The sequence below is a fragment of the Sodalis sp. RH20 genome, assembly GCF_047324205.1.
GTDB lineage: Bacteria > Pseudomonadota > Gammaproteobacteria > Enterobacterales > Enterobacteriaceae > Acerihabitans.
Genome location: NZ_CP178733.1, coordinates 2640921 through 2657236, shown reverse-complemented (window position 1 = coordinate 2657236; position 16316 = coordinate 2640921). Strand labels below are relative to the sequence as shown.

The 16316-nt window shown below is 61.0% G+C and carries 15 protein-coding genes; 14 read left to right on the top strand and 1 reads right to left on the bottom strand.

What is annotated here, in order from left to right; genetic code table 11:
• Positions 1 to 81 precede the first annotated feature (81 nt).
• The 11 genes from ACL2XM_RS12295 (at position 82) to ACL2XM_RS12245 (ending at position 11304) form a co-directional block, all read left to right on the top strand.
• Positions 82 to 1026, top strand: coding sequence for an AraC family transcriptional regulator N-terminal domain-containing protein (locus tag ACL2XM_RS12295; protein ID WP_410015564.1), 945 nt, complete (start codon positions 82 to 84; stop codon positions 1024 to 1026).
• Positions 1027 to 1192: 166 nt separating this feature from the next.
• Positions 1193 to 2041: a VOC family protein gene (locus tag ACL2XM_RS12290; RefSeq protein WP_410015563.1), complete on the top strand. Its 849-nt coding sequence runs from the start codon at positions 1193 to 1195 to the stop codon at positions 2039 to 2041.
• Positions 2042 to 2068: 27 nt separating this feature from the next.
• Complete coding sequence (locus tag ACL2XM_RS12285) at positions 2069 to 3082, top strand: zinc-binding dehydrogenase (protein WP_410015562.1); 1014 nt, start codon at positions 2069 to 2071, stop codon at positions 3080 to 3082.
• Positions 3079 to 3516 (top strand): PaaI family thioesterase, encoded by a 438-nt coding sequence (locus ACL2XM_RS12280; RefSeq protein WP_410015561.1) that lies wholly within the window; start codon positions 3079 to 3081, stop codon positions 3514 to 3516. The genes ACL2XM_RS12285 and ACL2XM_RS12280 overlap by 4 nt, the downstream gene beginning before the upstream one ends.
• Complete coding sequence (locus ACL2XM_RS12275) at positions 3513 to 5156, top strand: ABC transporter substrate-binding protein (RefSeq protein ID WP_410015560.1); 1644 nt, start codon at positions 3513 to 3515, stop codon at positions 5154 to 5156. The genes ACL2XM_RS12280 and ACL2XM_RS12275 overlap by 4 nt, the downstream gene beginning before the upstream one ends.
• Before the next feature lie 4 nt (positions 5157 to 5160).
• A complete protein-coding gene (locus ACL2XM_RS12270) occupies positions 5161 to 6126 on the top strand; it encodes an ABC transporter permease (RefSeq protein ID WP_410015559.1) in 966 nt (321 codons plus the stop codon).
• Positions 6127 to 6129: 3 nt separating this feature from the next.
• On the top strand, positions 6130 to 7005 hold the full coding sequence (locus tag ACL2XM_RS12265; RefSeq protein ID WP_410015558.1) for an ABC transporter permease: 876 nt from the start codon (positions 6130 to 6132) through the stop codon (positions 7003 to 7005).
• The gene (locus ACL2XM_RS12260) at positions 7002 to 8015 is read left to right on the top strand and encodes an ABC transporter ATP-binding protein (protein WP_413730609.1); all 1014 of its coding nucleotides are present in this window, start codon (positions 7002 to 7004) and stop codon (positions 8013 to 8015) included. Before ACL2XM_RS12265 ends, ACL2XM_RS12260 begins: the two co-directional genes overlap by 4 nt.
• Positions 8015 to 8995 (top strand): ABC transporter ATP-binding protein, encoded by a 981-nt coding sequence (locus ACL2XM_RS12255; protein WP_413733038.1) that lies wholly within the window; start codon positions 8015 to 8017, stop codon positions 8993 to 8995. Before ACL2XM_RS12260 ends, ACL2XM_RS12255 begins: the two co-directional genes overlap by 1 nt.
• Before the next feature lie 10 nt (positions 8996 to 9005).
• On the top strand, positions 9006 to 10562 hold the full coding sequence (locus ACL2XM_RS12250) for a class I adenylate-forming enzyme family protein (protein WP_410015555.1): 1557 nt from the start codon (positions 9006 to 9008) through the stop codon (positions 10560 to 10562).
• A complete protein-coding gene (locus ACL2XM_RS12245) occupies positions 10555 to 11304 on the top strand; it encodes an SDR family oxidoreductase (RefSeq protein WP_413733037.1) in 750 nt (249 codons plus the stop codon). The genes ACL2XM_RS12250 and ACL2XM_RS12245 overlap by 8 nt, the downstream gene beginning before the upstream one ends.
• A gap of 54 nt (positions 11305 to 11358) precedes the next feature.
• Here ACL2XM_RS12245 and ACL2XM_RS12240 read toward each other — a convergent pair whose 3' ends face one another.
• Entirely contained in the window at positions 11359 to 12510 is a 1152-nt protein-coding gene (locus ACL2XM_RS12240; protein ID WP_413733036.1) for an amidohydrolase, read from the bottom strand.
• A 375-nt stretch (positions 12511 to 12885) separates the two neighbouring features.
• Here ACL2XM_RS12240 and ACL2XM_RS12235 point away from each other — a divergent pair, with 375 nt between their 5' ends.
• The 3 genes from ACL2XM_RS12235 to ACL2XM_RS12225 all read left to right on the top strand — a co-directional run bounded on the left by ACL2XM_RS12235 (position 12886) and on the right by ACL2XM_RS12225 (position 16283).
• Positions 12886 to 13782 carry a LysR family transcriptional regulator gene (locus ACL2XM_RS12235; protein ID WP_413733034.1) on the top strand — a complete coding sequence of 299 codons (897 nt, stop codon included), beginning with the start codon at positions 12886 to 12888 and terminating at the stop codon, positions 13780 to 13782.
• A gap of 448 nt (positions 13783 to 14230) precedes the next feature.
• Positions 14231 to 15226: an enoyl-CoA hydratase/isomerase family protein gene (locus ACL2XM_RS12230; protein WP_413730605.1), complete on the top strand. Its 996-nt coding sequence runs from the start codon at positions 14231 to 14233 to the stop codon at positions 15224 to 15226.
• 16 nt (positions 15227 to 15242) lie between these two features.
• Positions 15243 to 16283, top strand: a complete 1041-nt coding sequence (locus ACL2XM_RS12225) for a 3-keto-5-aminohexanoate cleavage protein (RefSeq protein ID WP_413730604.1) — start codon at positions 15243 to 15245, stop codon at positions 16281 to 16283.
• The last annotated feature ends 33 nt before the right edge of the window (positions 16284 to 16316 follow it).

The following is a 16316-nucleotide window of genomic DNA, read 5'->3' as shown; positions in this document are numbered from 1 at the left end:
TGCGCTGGTGATTTATTTCCCTTAAGGTTGGCGAAACGATGGCTGATTCCTCTGAACGGCCGCAACGGGAGACGATGGCATATGGCGGCAATCGAGGACACCACCACCCAGCGGATGTCGGCGCTGCTGATGCAATTGGCGCCCAATGAGGGCTACACGCTGTCCGCGCTGGATGCCGTTCGCTTTATGCGCTCGGACCGGCCTTTGGGACGAACGCCCGTTTTATACGAACCGAGCATCGTGATTGTTTGCCAGGGACGTAAGCGCGGCTTTCTTGGCAGCGATGTCTATGTTTATGACGCCCAGCATTACCTGGTATTGTCGGTGCCCTTGCCCTTTTCCACCCAAACCGAGGCGAGCGCATCCGAGCCGATGCTGGCCGTCGCCATAAGCTTAGATCTGACGCAAGTGGCCGATTTGATGTTGCAAATAAATCATTCTGGCCCACAGGCCGTGCCCGGCATGCCCTTGGGTATCGCCTCGACCCCGCTGAGCGGCGCATTGGCCGATGCCACGCTGCGATTGCTTGAAATCATGACCTGTCCGCGCGACGCGCACATATTGGGCCCCGCGGTGGTGAGGGAGATTTATTACCGCGTACTGGTCGGGGAACAAGGGGGCGCCATGCGGGCGGCTTTGGCGCATCAGGGCCAGTTCGGCCGCGTTGCCAAGGCATTGCGCCGGATCCATGCCGATTATGCGCAGTCATTGGATGTCGCGCATTTAGCCGGCGAAGCCGGCATGAGCGTGCCTGCCTTTCATGCCCATTTCAAGACGGTGACCCAAACATCGCCCATCCAGTACATCAAGTCGACGCGATTGCACCAGGCCCGGCTACTGATGATCCGTGATGGCCTGACCGCGGCATCCGCTTCGTCCCGGGTCGGCTATGACAGCCCCTCGCAGTTCAGTCGCGAATTCAAGCGATTCTTTGGCCGCAGCCCCATGGAAGAGGTTCGCGATATGAAGGCGTCGTTTTCGTTGTCCCCCGCAAAGCCCCTTTCCGAGTTTACCCTGGCGCACTGAGCGCCGTTCCCGACGTCCAGCAATACCCTGACGCATCCACACGACTGGCGGCGATTCGGTTAGCCGGTTTCCGGTTAACCTTTACCGGATTTGTACTTTTGCATCCGTCCATGCCTTGGTTAGAGTTATACCTCTGTTTAGTTATTGGATAGTCAGGTAAAAGTTAATGGATGCCTTAATTCCGGTAGTGGATCACGCGGTGATTAACGTCGCGGGCAAGCTTGATGAAACGCAGCGATTATTTACGCTTTTAGGGTTCCAGTTGACGCCGCGCGGTCACCATTCCCTGGGCTCCAGCAACCATCTGGCCATTTTTGGCGAAAACTATTTTGAGCTGCTGGGGTTTGAGGCGGGCAACGCCGATAAACGCCAGGACCTGTGGAACGCGCCCCTCGGGCTCACCGGCCTGGTGTGGAAAACCACTGACGCCGATGCGGTCTACCGCCATCTGCAATCCGTCGGTCTGGCCGGCGATCCCCCCGCCTCGTTTTTCCGTCCCGTGACGCTGCCCGACGGCAGCCGGCCTGAAGCCCGTTTTCGTACCGTCAGGCTGGCCGCCGGGCGGATAAAAAACGGCCGCAGTTTTTTTTGCCAGCATGAAACGCCGGAACTGGTCTGGCGCGCCCCATGGCGCCGGCATCCCAACGGCGTCGTCGATATCAGCGCCTTTGTGATTGCCGCGGCCGACCCCGCGGCGGTGGCCGGCCTTTACGGCACGCTGTTTGGTCATAAGGCTATTCATGACGACGGCCAGGGCGGCTATTGGCTGCAGGCGGGCAAAACCCGGGTGCGATTTATCACCCCGCAGCGGGCCGCCGGGCTGTATGGCCCGGTCCCGGCAGGCGAAAACGGCGCCGAGCGCATGGTGGCGCTGGAATTTGCGGTCTCGTCGCTGAGCGCCACCACCGACTATTTTCAGCGCAGCGGCATCCAGGCCTTATCCCCGGCGCCGGATACCTTGCTGGTTAGCGCCGACCACGCTTTCAATGTCGCCCTGCTGTTCGCAGCCTCTTGATTTTCTTTATTTTAAGGTTCGTTAAGCATGAAAGCCATCGTATTACGTGAACATGGCGGTAATGAGAAGCTGCGGCTGGAAAACGCTTTTCCCGATCCCATCGCCGGCAGGGGGGATGTGGTGCTGCGCGTGCGCGCCTCCTCACTCAATTACCATGATGTGTTTACCCGGCGCGGCATGCCGGGCATTACGCTGCCCCTGCCGCTGATTATCGGCCTGGATGTGGCCGGCGAGATCGTCGCCCTGGGCGAAGGGGTGACCGGTTGGCATATCGGCGACCGCGTGGTGGTGGACCCGATAAACCGGGTTGACGGCGGACTGGTGGGCGAGACCACCCACGGCGGCCTGGCCGAACTATGCCGGGTGCCGGCCCATCAGCTGATCGCTTTGCCCGATGAAATCAGCTTCGCGGAAGCGGCGGCGCTGCCGGTGGCCTACGGCACCGCCCGGCGCATGATGGTGACTATCGGCCAGATACAGGCCGGGGAAAAGGTCTTGATCCTCGGCGCCAGCGGCGGCGTAGGGGTCTGTTGCGTGCAACTGGCGAAGCTGGCCGGCGCGCAGGTGATTGCCTGCGCCGGCAGCGAGGAGAAAGCCGAACGCCTGCGCGCCGTCGGCGCCGACCATATCATCCGCTACACCGAACAGGACTTTGCCAAAGAAGTGTTCCAGCGCTTCGGCAAGCCCGCGCGGTCGCGCCACGCCGCCGTGCCGGGCGGCGTGGATGTGGTGGTCAATTTTACCGGCGGCGATACCTGGGTTAAATCCCTGCGCTGCCTGCGCGTGGGGGGGCGGCTGCTGACCTGCGGCGCCACCGCCGGTTTTAATCCCGTCGAGGATTTGCGCTACATCTGGACCTATGAATTGCAGATCCGCGGCGCCAATGGCTGGGAGCGCGATGACCTGCATCAGTTGCTGGATCAGGTGCGCGACAAACGGCTTAACGTCCTGATCGATCGCCAATGGCCGCTGGAGCAGGGCGCGCAGGCGCTGGCCTCGCTGGAGCAACGCCAGGTGATCGGCAAGGTGGTGGTGGTATGAGCGCGCGGCTGAGCAAAACGCAAATCGAGGAAAAGTTCCGATTATCGCCGTTTATCGCCTGGCTGCAGCTGCGCGTGGAGGCGGTGGATTACGATCAGCAGACCCTGACGGTAACGGTGCCGATGCGGGCGGAGTTCGAGCGCAGCGCCGGCAGCGGCCAGTGGCATGGCGGACCGCTGGCCTCGATTATCGATACCGTCGGCGACTTCGCGCTGGCAATGATGGTCGGAACCGGTTTGCCCACCATCAATTTTCGTGTCGATTACCTGCGCCCGGCGGTGAATACCTCCCTGCGGGTGGTGGCCCGCGTCAGGCGCTCAGGCCGTACCGTCGGCGTCGCCGACGTGGACGTATTTAACGGACAACAACAATTACTGGCTATCGGCCGCGCAAGCTACGCCACCGGCGTTGCACAACCGGGAGTTTCATCATGAACGGACATTTTTCACGGCGTAAATTCCTCGGCATCCTGGGGGTGGGGGGATCGCTTGCGGCGTTGTCCAGCGGCATCCCCGGCCTGGGGCTGGCGACCAACGCCAGCGCCGCCGAGGTGGCGGGCGGCGCGGCGCGCCGCGGCGGTACCCTGGTCATCTCCTGGGGGGGACTTGAGCCTCAGGCGCTGTTTGTGCCGGGCGGCGGCGGTTCATCGCCTTTCCAGACGTCAACCAAAATACTGGAGCGTTTGCTGAAGCTCGACAATACGCTGCATTTTCAGCCGGCGCTGGCCGAATCGGTGGTGCCTGCCGCCGACTATAAAAGTTATGACATCACCCTGCGCCAGGGAGTGAAATGGCATGACGGCGCCGATTTTACCGCGGACGACGTCGTCTACAACGTTGTCGAGCATTGGAAGGCCATTTCAGCCGGTATCGCCCTGAAAGCCCTGAACGCCGCCACCGCCCTGGATGCCCATCACGTACGGCTGAGTTTTGATCATCCGGTACCTGAGTTTTTCCTCAAATCCATACTGGCGGGCCAATACCAACTGCTGCTGCCGAAACATTTATACGCGGGCAGGGACATTCTGACCCATCCGCTGAATAACCAGCCGGTAGGCACCGGCCCATGGATTTTCGATAAATGGACGCGCGGCAGCTATGTGCAATACCGCCGCAACGATAGCTATTGGTCGCCCGGCCAGCCCTATCTCGACAAACTGCTGGTCAGGTGGTGGAGCGACGCGGCGTCGCGTACCGCCGCCCTGGAAACCGGGGAACTGGGACTCGGCTATTCGAACCCCGTGCCCGCCAGGGAAATCGACCGCTTGCTGAAAACCGGCCAGGTGGTGCTTGATACCAGCGGGTATGAAAACAGCGCCTGGACGGTAACGGTGGAGTTTAACCAGCGGCGCGAGGTGGTTAAGCGCCGTGAAGTGCGCCAGGCGATCCTGCATGGCATCGACCGTGATTTCATCGTCAACACGATCTATTTTGGTCGGGGGAAACCGGCGGTGGCGCCGATTTTCAGCAGCAACAGCCTGTTTTTCACCGACGACGTGCCCCGCTATGAATTTGACGTTAAAAAAGCGGCCGCCCTGCTGGATGCCGCCGGCCTGCCGGTGAAAAACGGCAGCCGGTTTACCGTCAACCTGCTGGCGGCGGCCTGGTTCGAGGAGAACGCCAAGCTGGGCCAATACCTGAAACAGGCCCTGGAGGATCTCAATATCACCGTGCGGCTCGATTCGGTGGATCGCGCCACGGCGCTGAAACGCATTTACAGCGATTACGATTATGATATCGCTATTTCCAACTTTACCGCCCCGCTGGAGCCGGTACCGACGGTAACCCAGTTTTTTACCAGCGACGGCATCGTTAAAGGCGCCGCTTTCCGCAACGCCACCGGCTATAGCAATCCGGCGATGGACGACTTGGTAAGCGCTATCACAGTGGAGGTGGACGAGGCCAAACGCCGCGCATTGATCCAGCAATTTTCCCGGCTGGCCAGCACCGACGTGCCCATCGTGCCTCTGGTGGAAATGCAGTCCTACACCCTGGCGCGCGCCAACGTCCGCAACTTCACCACCGATGCCAATGTCCAGGGCACGTCCCTGAACGACGTCTGGCTGGCGGGGTAGCGGCATGATGCGCATTATTCTGCGCCGCCTGTTGCAAGCGGTGCCGCTGCTGCTCGGGGTGGTCATCATCAATTTCGTATTGATGAAATGCGTGCCCGGCAGCCTGCTGGACGTGATGACCGCAGAACAGCAGGTTACCGACCCGGCGATGATCGAGCGGCTGCGCGCGTTATACGGGCTGGATCAGCCGGCCTGGCTGCAGTTGCTGAAGTATATCGGCGCGGTGGCCCGGCTGGATCTGGGTTTTTCCTACCGGCACAACCTGCCGGTGCTGGACGTCATCTTATCGCACCTGCCCGCCACGTTGCTGCTGATGCTGGCAAGCATCGCGGTGGCCCTGCTGGTGGGCGTCGGCGCCGGCGTGCTGGCCGCCATAAAAGTCAACAGCGCCTGGGACACACTGATATCGGCGCTGGCGGTGCTGTGTTTCGCCGCGCCGGGTTTCTGGCTCGGCATCATGATGATTATCCTGTTCTCGGTAAAACTCGGCTGGTTTCCGGTGGGCGGGATGGAAACCATCGGCGCCGATGAGCGGCCCTGGGGACGGGTGGCGGATATCGTCCATCATCTGGTGCTGCCGGCGCTGACCCTGGGCCTGTTTTATGCCGCGACCTACGCGCGGGTGATGCGCGCCTCGATGCTGGAAATCGCCCAGCTGGATTTTGTGCGCGCCGCCAGGGCCAGGGGCCTGAGCCGGCTGCGGGTAATAACCGGGCATATGATGCGCAATGCCCTGTTGCCGGTGGTAACCCTGTTCGGCCTGCAACTGGGCACCGTGCTGGGCGGCAGCGTCGTGGTGGAATCCGTGTTCAGCTGGCCCGGCATCGGCCAGGTCCTGTTCGACAGCGTGATGAGCCGCAATTTTCCCGTGGTGATGGGGGTGCTGGTGCTTAGCTCGCTGGTGGTGATCGTGGTGAATATCCTGGTGGACGTGGCGTATTCCCGCCTGGACCCGCGGATTGGGAGCTGAAATATGTCTGTAGTCGTCCCCCTGTTGCCCGCCGCCGCGCCGCGCCTGGCGCTGCTGCGCCGGTTTTGCCGCCATCGCGGCGCGGTATGCGGCGCGCTGATTGTGTTGGTCATCGCCGCCGCCGCGCTGCTGGCGGGCTGGCTTTATCCCGTCGACCCGCTGCGCATTGTGGCCATGCCGGAGATTTGGCCCTTTACCGATTGGCGCTATCCGCTGGGCACCGACTCCCTGGGTCGCGACATCACGGCGCTTATCGTCCACGGCGCGCGCGCCACCCTGCTTATCGGGTTGGTGGCCAGCCTGGTGGCCACCACGCTCGGCGTGGCCGTGGGAGCCGCCGCCGCCTGGTTTGGCGGCTGGATCGACGAAGTGCTGATGCGCATCGCCGAGCTGTTCCAGATCATTCCCAACGTGGTGTTTGTGCTGACCGTGGTGGCGGTGCTGGGCCCGCGGATAGAAAACATTATTATCGCCGTCGGCCTGGTTTCCTGGCAGCCCATCGCCCGGCTGACCCGGGCCGAATTCCTGTCCTTCAAGGATCGCGAGTTCGTGCTCGCGTGCCGGGCCTGCGGCATGGGCAATCTGCGCATCGCCCTGGGCGAAATCCTGCCCAATGTCATGCCGCCGGTGATCGTGCTGTCGTCGCTGGTGGTTGCCGGGGCGATCCTGTACGAATCCGTTATCTCCTTCCTCGGCCTTGGCGATCCCAATCTGGCCAGTTGGGGCCGGCTGGTGGGGGAAGGGCGCACGCTTATCCGCTCCTCTTGGTATATCTGCGCGGTGCCGGGCGTGGCGATTATGCTGGCGGTGCTGGCGCTGAACCTGATTGGCGACGGGCTGAACGATGCCCTGAACCCGAAGCTCAGGGATCGCCTATGAGCAGCGTGCTGGAGGTCAGCGACCTGCGCGTCGAACTGCGCGGGCGCCAGGGCAGCGTGACCGCGCTGGACGGTATCTCCCTGACCCTCGCGGCTGGCGAAACCCTGGCGGTGGTGGGCGAGTCGGGCTGCGGAAAATCCCTTACCGCGCTGGCGCTGATGGGGCTGCTGCCCACCCCCCCGGCGCATTTGAGCGGCGGAGAAATACGGTTTGAAGGACAAAATCTGGTGGCGCTGGGCGAAAGGCGGATGCGGCAACTGCGCGGAAATCGGCTGGCGATGATTTTTCAGGACCCGATGAGCTCGCTTAATCCGGTGAAAACCGTCGGCGATCAGCTGGGCGAGGTCTTGCGGGTGCATTTAGGCCTGTCGCGGCGCGAAGCCTGGCGCCGCGGCGTCGCCCTGTTGGAGCAGGTACATATTCCCGACCCGGCCAGGCGCATGGATGAATATCCGCATCGATTATCGGGCGGCATGGCGCAGCGGGTCATGATCGCCATGGCCATCGCCTGCAAGCCGGCGGTATTGATCGCCGACGAACCCACAACCGCCCTGGATGTGACCATACAGGCGCAAATACTGGCGCTGCTGCGGGAGCTGCAGGCGGATACCGGCATGGCGCTGATGCTTATCACCCACGATTTGGGCGTGGTCGCGGCCATGGCCCAGCGTGTGGCGGTGATGTATGCCGGCAAAATCGTCGAGGAAGCGCCGGTGCTGGAACTGTTCGACTATCCGCTGCATCCCTATACGCAGGGACTCTTGCGCGCCACGCCGACCCCGGGACGGCCGGATGAGCGGCTGGTGGATATCCCGGGACGGGTGCCGGCCCTGGCGGAATTACCCGCGGGCTGCGCTTTTGCGGCGCGCTGCCGGCAGGCAACGCCCGCGTGCGCCCTGCAGCGGCCGGAGCTGACGCCTCTGCGTCCGGCGCACCGGGCCGCCTGCCTGGTGGCGCAAGCGCAGGCGCAGCCCGCGCCGCTACGCTGGGTCAACGGAGGCCGGCACTGATGAAACCATTGCTTAGCGTAAACAATCTGCAGGTTGGTTATCCCACCCGCGACGGGCGGGTATTCGCCCTGTCTGGGGTGGATCTGACCCTCAGCCGCGGTGAAACCGTCGGGCTGGTGGGGGAGTCGGGCTGCGGCAAATCCACCCTGGGCAAGGCGGTGATGCGGTTAATTCCCAGTACCGGCGGCAGCATACATATCGGCGATGCCGACATTACCCATTTAGGCCGCAAAGCCTTGCTACCCTATCGGGCGGATATGCAGATGATGTTCCAGGACCCGCAGGGGTCGCTTAATCCGCGCCAAAGCGTGGGAAAAAGCATCGGCCGGCCGCTTGAGGCGGCGGGCTGGCAGGGGGCGGCAATCCGGCGGCGGGTCGGCGAGCTGCTGGAACTGGTGGGATTGCCCGCGGCGGCGTCCTCACGGTTTCCCCATGAGTTTTCCGGCGGCCAGCGTCAGCGCATCGGCATTGCCCGGGCGTTAATCCTGGAGCCTAAGGTTATCATCTGCGATGAGCCGGTCTCCGCCCTGGACGTATCGGTGCGGGCGCAGGTGATTAACCTGATGCGCGATATCCAGCAGCGCACCGGCGTGGCCTACCTGTTCATTTCCCACGATCTTTCCGTAGTGGAATATATCGCCGACCGGCTGCTGGTCATGTACCTGGGACGCATCGTTGAGAGCGGTCCCACGCGCCAGGTGTGGGCCAAACCCGCCCATCCTTATACTTCCGCGCTGCTGGCGGCGGCGCCGGTGGCGGATCCCCGCGCAGCGCGCAGCCGCAACCTGCTGACGGGCGAATTGCCCAGCCCAATTTCCCCGCCGCCCGGCTGCCCGTTTCACACCCGCTGCCCGCGCGCCAAAGAACGTTGCCGGGTGGAGCGTCCGTCGCTGCGCGCCGGCGGCGACCAACGACAGGTCGCCTGCCATTTTCCCTTATTTGACGTTGACGCCGCGCAATTACCGCCACCGGCGTTATAAAGGAGTCGCTATGCCGTTTCATCACCACAACCTGGGCGATCTGATCGTCCGCCGCGGGGATTTACAGCGTGATGCGCTGATTGACCTGGGCGATCCCGCCCGCCCGCGCCATTGGAGCCATCGGCAGATTGATGAGCTGGCCGGCGGCGTCGCCCGCTACCTGAGCGATCTTGGCCTGCCCCGGGGCAGTACCGTCGCCATCGCCTCGCTTAACAGCGCGCAATACATTGCCGCGTATTTCGGCATTATGCGGGCGGGGCTGGTCGCGGTGCCGCTCAATATCAAAGTACCGATCGAGACGCTGGAATACCTGGTGGCCGACGCGCAAATTCGCCTGGCGTTTGTGGACGAGGCGCGTTACGCGCTTTTAAAAGGCAAACTGCCGCTGGTGAACTTTGACGGCGACGGCGAGGACGCTTTCCGGCGGCGTATCAAGCCGCAGGCTTTCGACACCGTGCAACCCCTGCCGGGGGAGGTGGCGATGATTCTTTACACCTCCGGCTCCACCGGGCGGCCGAAAGGCGTGCCGCTGACCCACCAGGGGCAGCTGTGGGCGCTGGAGGCCACCCGCAGCGGCGGCGTGGAGCCGGACGCGCCGCAGGCGCGTTACCTGTTGGCGCAGCCCTTGTTTCATATGAACGGCTTATTTCTCACCAAACGGGTCTTTGCGGTTAACGGCTTGCTGGTGGTGCTGCCGGCATTCGACGCCCAGCGCTATGCCGCCGCCCTTGCCGATTACCGTATCAATATCGTCACCGCCGTGCCGACCATGTTCGCCCGGCTGTTGCGCGATCCGCGCCTGCTGGCCGGGCGGGATTACTCCGCCCTCAACCGCCTGATGCTCGGGTCCGCCCCCATGTCGCTCTCGTTGCTCAACCGTATCCAGCAGGCGTTTCCCACGGCGACCATCACCCACGGTTATGGCACCACCGAGGCGGGGCCGGCGGTGTTCGGTCCTCATCCCGACGGGTTGCCCACTCCGCCGCTGGCGCTGGGATACCCGCTTGCGGCGGGAGAAGTGAAGCTGGTGGACGGGGAAACGGAAAACGACGGCGTGCTCTGCATGCGCAACCCGGCGGTGACCCCGGGTTATCTCGGCCTGCCGGAAAAAAGCAGCCAGGTGTTTCGCGGGGGCTGGTATTACAGCGGTGATGTCATGCGACGCGATGAACAGGGATTTTATTATTTTACCGGCCGCGCGGATGATATGTTTGTCTGCTCCGGCGAGAATATTTTTCCGGTGGAGGTGGAGAAAACGCTTGAGTCCCATCCCCATGTGCGTCAGGTCTGCGTGGTACCGCTGCCCGATGAGGAGCGCAGTCAGGTGCCGGTGGCGTTTGTGGTGCTACAGCCCGACAGCGCCCTGAGCCCGGATGCCTTAAAGCAGTATGCCCTCGCGCACGGCCCGGCCTACCAGCATCCGCGGCGTATCGCCTTCCTGGCCGAATTGCCCTGGGCGGGCACCAATAAAGTGGACCGCCATGCGCTGACGCAACTGGCGCGCCTGCTGGAGGCGCGTCAGGGGTGGGATAACCCCCTGGCAGCGACGGAGCCGGACCATGCCTAAAATAGCCCTGGTCACCGGCGCCAGCCGCGGTATCGGCCGGTCCATTGCGCTGGCGCTGGCCCGACAGGGCGTGGCGGTGGCCGTGCATTATCGCCGTGCGCGGGAGGACGCGGCGCGCGTGGCCGATGACATTGAACGGGCGGGCGGCCGCGCCTTTATCCTGCAGGCGTCGCTGGAAGAGAGCACGGGCGCGCAGCTGCTGATGGACCGCCTGCAGGCTGAGTTGACCCGGCTTTTCGGCGCGCCGCGGTTTGATATCCTGGTCAATAACGCCGGGCAGGGCGGACGGGCGGCTATCGCGGAAGTCACGCCGCAGCGGCTGGCCGATACGCTGCAGGTCAATTTTATTTCGCCGTTTTTCATTATCCAGCGCGCCATCCCGCTGCTGCGGGACGGCGGGCGGATAATCAATATTTCCTCCATGAGTACCCGGGCCGCTTTCCCGGAAATGGCGGCCTATGCGCCCGCAAAGGCGGCGCTGGAAAGCCTCGGCGTGTTGCTGGCGGCTGAGCTGGGAAGCCGGGCCATCACGGTGAATGCCGTATTGCCGGGCGCGACCGCCACGGCGATGAACCCGCGCGCCGCCGATCCGCGGTCCGCGGCGGTGATCAGCCAAAGCGTGGCGCTGGGCCGGGTGGGCCAGCCGGAAGATATCGCGGAGGTGGTGGCGTTTCTGGCCGGCGAGGGCGGCCGCTGGATAACCGGGCAGCGCATCGACGCCAGCGGAGGCCAGCGATTGTAGCCGGCCCCCGGCGCCGCGCCTGAGCGCCGGCCGCGCGCTATCGGCTCCCGACGCTCAGCGCCGCAGCTTATGCAGCGTCTCATGCGCCAGGCGCGTGAAATAGCGCGCCGCCGGGGCGATGAGCGCTTCCGCGGGATCGAAACGCGGATGATGCAGGCCGAAGGCGCTGGCCGAACCGATATTGACGAACGCGCCGGGCAAGCGGTGCAGATAAAAGGCAAAGTCTTCGCCGCCCATCAGCGGCGGCAGATCGTGGACCCGATAACCCTCCCGGGCCGCCACGTCCTTGGTGAAATCCGCCCATTCAGCGCTGTTTACCAGTACCGGCGGCCCGGCGTGCCAGCGCAGTTCGGCATGGGCGCCGAAGCCGGCGGCGATATGTTCAATCAGGCGGGTGATTTTTTCCGGCATCCTGGCCCGGACCGCCGTATTATGGGTGCGCACTGTGCCCTCAAGTTCCACCTGCTGCGGCAGCACATTCCAGGTATTGCCGCCGTTGATGCGCGTGACGCTTAACACCACCGATTCCAGGGCGCTAAAGGCGCGGCTGGGCAAGGTTTGCAACGCGGTGATGATATGCGCCGCCAGCACGATGCTGTCGACGCCTTCCTCGGGACGGGCGGCATGGGCGCCTTTACCGTTAACCAGGATTTCAAAGCGGTCGACGTTGGCATGCAGCGGTCCGGAACGGGTGCCGAATTCGCCCACCGGTAAATCGGGGGCGTTATGGCCGCCGAAGATCACGCTCACGCCCTCCAGCGCGCCGGCGTCGATAAGTTGCCGGGCGCCGTCGAAGGTTTCCTCGGCCGGCTGGAACAGGATCCGGACTTTACCGGCCAGATCGGCCTCCCGCTCTTTCAGCAGCAGCGCGGCGCCCAGCATAATCGAGGTGTGGATATCATGACCGCAGGCATGCATGACGCCGGGGTTACGTGAACTGAACGGCCGGTCCGATTGCTCATCAATGGGCAGGGCGTCGATATCGGCGCGCAAGGCGACGATCGGCCCGTCGCCACGGCCGATTTCCGCGACCACGCCGGTGTTCAGCGCGAGCGGCAGGAGAGGGATGTCCGCTTCGCTTAACCATTGCCTGATTTTTTGCGTCGTCTGGAATTCGTGATTGGATAATTCCGGATATTGATGCAGCTCCCTGCGCCAACCCACCAGCTTCTCCCCGAAAATATCCGTTAAAACCTCAGATGTCATGGTCTGTCATCCCGCAAAGGCTATTTCTTTTGTCAGACAAAAAAGCTAACAACCCCGCCAGCGCGGGTCAAAGATTAAATATGGCTGAGCTTAGGCATGAAATGGAAAAGCAAGGACGGGCGTCACCCGGTAACAGGGCGAATATTTGGCCGCGCATCCTACCCTGGCCCTATCACGCAACCTGCGCCCGGCAGTACACATTTAACTCACATTTTAATTACATCTGTCTGACTTATGCCGTCGTTTAATGGCGATTATGCGAAAACTTCATAACGAAAGCCCTGGCGGAGTAAAGCCTTTGATGAGTCTCACGGTTTAGCCGGTGGCTCTCCAGTAGGATAAGGATATGTATTATTCAGTGGCTAGAGAACTATCATGGAAACACAACTTTTACATGAATTCGTTTTATTATCAAAAACACTGAATTTTAGTAAAGCCGCGCAGAAAATGAATATCACCCAGCCGGTATTAAGCCGGCATATGAAATACTTGGAAGAATATTTTGGCGCTAGTTTTTTTAAACGCGATACACATAAAGTCGAACTGACCACCGCGGGGAAATTATTTACCGAAGAAGCAGGGAAAATATTATTACAGTATGAGACGTCCATATCGGCGATCCATTCTTTTACCGGCAAAAGCCGCCGTCGGCTTGCCGTGACGTTTCTGGGGGAAGCCATCCAGAAATTCTTGATTACTTTCCTGACGCAGTTCCGCGCCACCCATAGCGATATCCTTATAGAATGCCGTGACAGCGAGCTGGATGAGGCCCTCGCGTTACTGGATAATCACGCCAGCGACATGGGATTTCTTATCAGGCCTAATTTTATGGCCAATGAATCGAGATTTTGCACGCTGCCTTTTCAAACCGATCCGCTGTGCGCGGTGGTCAATAAATGCCATCCCCTGGCCGGACGCGGCAGCGTTTCTTTGCGCGAGGTCAGCGAATGGCCGATAATGCGCATTGATCCACGGGAATTTTCCTTGTCCGATGAATACAGCACCCGTTTCTTGACCATTCGTAACATTGATTTCACCCTGGATAAAGAATACCCCAATCTTAAGACCTGCTGCTTTAACCTGGAATTTAGCGACCGCGCGGTGCTCCTGATGCCCAGGCACCGCGGATACCTGACCGGCCAGAACTGCGTTATGCTGGACATTGCCGAACAGGACTGCTGGTTTAACCTGGAACTGGTGTGGGACAGCAAAAATACCAATCCCTCGGTGGCCATATTTTTGAAAGAGTTTAAATCTTTCTTAAAACAGTAAATTAAGATGCCATCCCGCTTACCCTCCCCAATGCGCTATATCAAACCTTCATTGCATTTTATCATATAGCTATATATCTCTTTATGGTCCTCTTGCGCGTAATATTTAGCCTCCTCTTTCCGCCTGTGAAAGAATTTAATTTCCTATTGATAAATATGCTGAATATAGTCCAGTTCCCTTAACGGCAATCGGCATGCGCAATACGCTATTTTCTTGTTTTTTATGATGCGGGTCACCTATGTTCTTCAGGCAAAATCTGCGCCTGCGGTAACATCGCCACAATGGTTATGTCGAAAATGCATAGCCGGAAAAATAAAAAGAATTTCCACCATTTGTACAGCGATGGTACGTTTTTATTGCCCGAAAGCACCGGACCGAAAATGTATATCACATCATTTAACTTGTGTTGCTTCCAAGAGATTCTAATAAAGCTATAAAGGAGTAAACCATGGCGATTAAAGCCAATTACGAGTCTGATCACGGAAAACGAAAAGAAATGTCCCATAAGGAATTGGGAACAATTCCCCATATGCGTTTCGAAGAGTATGCGGAGAAACTGAAACACTGCTTCACCATGAAACGGGAAAACGGCATTCTCGAAGCCCGGCTGCATACCAACGGCGACAGCCTGCAATGGGGGGCGCCCGCGCACCAGGCTCTTCACTACTTTTTCGACTGGGCCGGCAGGGATCCCGATAACGAGGTCATCATCCTGGGCGGGACGGGAAAGGACTTTATGAAGGGCATCGGCCGGCTTGACGATAAGGGCAACTGGGGCCCGGCAACCGAGTTCAACTCCGCGCCGGAAGAAGCCTGGAAGATGTACGAGTATCAATACTATGACGGTACCAACGATATCGAAGGTCAAGTATTCGATGTGGAAGTGCCCACCATCGGCGTATGGAACGGCGCCGCTTTCCATACCGATCTGGTGCTTTTCAGCGATCTTACCCTTTGCACCGAAGATGCGTGGACCACGGATATGCACTTTCGCGTCAACATGGTGCCCGGTGACGGCATCGGCATCGCCTGGCGGGAACTGATGGGCCGCAAGAGATATGCCTATGCGGAACTGACCGGCGAGATCATCACGGCCCGCAAGGCCCTGGCCCTGGGGATGGTTAACGAGATCTGTCCGGATACGGAATCCTGCTACGCGCGGGCGCAGGAAATCGCCGAACTTATTATGCGTACCGGCAGCCGCGTCACCCGCCGCATTACCACTCAGCAGCTCAGAAAAGCATGGAAAGAAGATATCGCCAATGAGCTGCGCAACGCCTTCTCCACCGAAATGTTCGTCACCGCCACCGAACACAGCCCCCACGAAGTCAATTACTGGCACTGGGCGCACGAAGAGGCTGAGCTGGTCAAGGCGGCCGAGAAGAAAGGCAAGGTCATACGTCCGCGCGTCAACGGCGGCCAGGAAGAAGACGAAATCAGGTAACAGGGCCGATCCGGCAATGGATGAACCGCCATTGCCTATCGCCGGCGGCGGCCAGTCGCCGGGTCGCCGTACCGGAAAACGACACGGCGCATTTGATTATTGTCGCCGCGGCACCGTTGCCGGCGGCGCGCGTACCGGCACGTCACGTTGCCTGCCGGTGCGTCCGGGCATCCTTTTGCCGGCAAAAATTCCTACCAATCGCAAGCGGGGCAGGTCCATGAATACAGGGAACGACGTCATCATATCCGCCGCATTGACCGGCGCGGTGACACCAAAAGACATCAATGAAAATATTCCGCTGACGCCCGAAGAAATTGCCGCGGACGCGTACCGCTGCTGGCAGCGGGGCGCCGCCATCGTTCATCTCCATATGCGCGACGATCGGGGGCTGGGTACGATGGACAGCGGAAAATTTGCCGAAACCATCCGTCTGCTGCGCGCCCGCCATGACTGCGATGTGATTATCAACTGCACCACCTCCGGCGACCATCGGGCCAGCGATAAGCAGCGGCAGGAGCATGTGGCCAACCTGAACGGGATAGAAATGGCGTCCTGGGACGCGGGTTCCTTTAACTGGATGCCCGGCGGCGTGTTTATCAATTCCCCGCAGTTTTTAGGCGCTCTCGGCGAGGTGCTGACCGCCCGGGGCATCAAACCCGAAGTGGAGATTTTCGATGCCGGCATGCTGGGCATCGCCGGGTATTTTCTCGAACAGGGCAAGCTGGCCGGGCCGCTGCATTATCAATTCTGCCTCGGCGTGCCGGGGGGAATGCCCGCCACGGTAGAGAACCTGCTTTATCTCCGTGAGCACATCCCTCCCGAGGCCACCTGGTCGGCATTTGGCGTCGGCAAGGCGCATATGTCCATGCTGTACGCCGCCATAGCGTTGGGCGGGCATGTCCGCGTGGGGCTGGAAGACAACGTCTATTTCCGCAAGGGCGTAAAAGCGTCCAATGCGCAGTTGGTGGAGCGCGCCGCACAGGCAATCCGCTTGTTCGGCAAAGAGGTGGCCACACCCGAACAGGCAAGAAAACTGCTGGGGCTGCGGCCGTTATAAACCAGGCCTTACCCGGGCCCGCCCAGCGGGTCC